The following is a 1,462-nucleotide window of genomic DNA, read 5'->3' on the forward strand; positions in this document are numbered from 1 at the left end:
CGAGGAGTTTCAATGATCGTGTCAAGCCGCAGCGCTGATCGGGGCTGGTGCCTCGATGGCGAAGGTGCGGTTGTCACGTACGAGTGCCCAGATGACGTCGATCAGGCGGCGGGCCAGCGCGATGAGTGCTTGGGTGTGGACTTTGCCCTCGGCTCGTTTCTTTTGGTAGAAGGCGCGGGAAGGGCTGTCTGTGCGGCGGATGCTCGACAGCGCGGCCATGTAGAAGACCTTGCGCATGCCCCGGTGATATCGCTTGGGGCGGTGCAGGTTTCCCTTGACCTTGCCGGAGTCGCGGGGCACCGGCGCCAGTCCGGCGTAGGCGGCCAGCCGTCCCGCGTGGCCGAAGACGGTGTGCAGGTCGCCGCCGGCGTCGGCGAGCAGTTGCGCGCCCAGGATCGGGCCGAATCCGTCGACGCTGGTGATGGCCGCAGCGTGGGGATGGTCGCCGAATCGGTCGGTGAGCTGTTTGTCGAGATCTTTGACCTCGCGGTCGAGATCGAGCAGTTGACGGGCCAGCCGGGCGATCAGGGGCCCGGTGACCGCCTCGCCGGGCAGGGCGATGGTCTGCTCGGCGGCAGCGGCCAGGGCCTTGTCGGTCATGGCGGCGATGCCTTTGGCCCAGGCGCCGTGCTCGAGCAGGTAGGCGCGCACCCCGTCGTGACCGTCGCCCCGCAGGGCGGCCGGGGTCTGGTATCCGGTGAGCAGGATCAACGCCGAGCGGGTGGAGTAGTCGAAAGCGCGTTCCAGCGCGGGGAAGATCGAAGCCAGCATCTCGCGCAGCTGGTTGATGCCACGCACCCAGTCCGTCATCAGGTTCTCGCGGCGCGCGATGAGCACCTTCAGGTCTGTCACGATCTGATCTGGGCTGGTGATCGGTGTCAAATCGGTACGCATGCGGGCGGTTTCAGCGATGGTGCGGGCGTCTTTGGCGTCGGTCTTTCCTTCCCCGGCGAACGCTCCGGCCATGCGGTTGACCAACCGGCCCGGCACGTAGACAACCGGATTCCCGGTGGTCGCCAGCAAAGCCAGCAGCAGCCCCGCCGCCCCGGAGGTCATGTCCACTGCCCAGACCACCTCGACGGCCTTGGCCCGGACCCGGGCGATCAACGCCTCGATCGCGGACTGCCCGTTGACCACTTTCTGGGAGAACACGACCTTGCCCGCCTGATCCACCACACAGGCGTGATGCGCGGCTTTGCCAACATCGATTCCAACCCAAACCTTTTCGCGGACCTTCACCCGGCACGACCTCCCGCACTCACGACACGACCCCGCGGACGACCCTGCCTGCATCTCCATAAACAGCGACTACGCGCACAGATTTCAATCAGCGACCAAGGCGTCCAGCACGACGGGGCGGCCACTCCTAGTAAACCACCCAACGGCAAGAACCGATCAGCCACACCCCGCCGCCCTGGGCATCCAGGGCGTCTGGCCCTGAACACCTACAACCTTATGGAGA

Annotated in this window: 1 protein-coding gene; it reads right to left on the reverse strand. The window is 66.1% G+C overall.

The features are described from left to right. Positions 1–21: 21 nt before the first annotated feature. Positions 22–1,239 (reverse strand): IS110 family RNA-guided transposase, encoded by a 1,218-nt coding sequence (locus tag NAM01S_RS33565; protein ID WP_067793386.1) that lies wholly within the window; start codon positions 1,237–1,239, stop codon positions 22–24. Positions 1,240–1,462 lie beyond the last annotated feature (223 nt).

Origin of the sequence: Nocardia amikacinitolerans NBRC 108937, from assembly GCF_001612615.1 — a bacterium.
Taxonomy (GTDB): Bacteria; Actinomycetota; Actinomycetes; order Mycobacteriales; family Mycobacteriaceae; genus Nocardia; species Nocardia amikacinitolerans.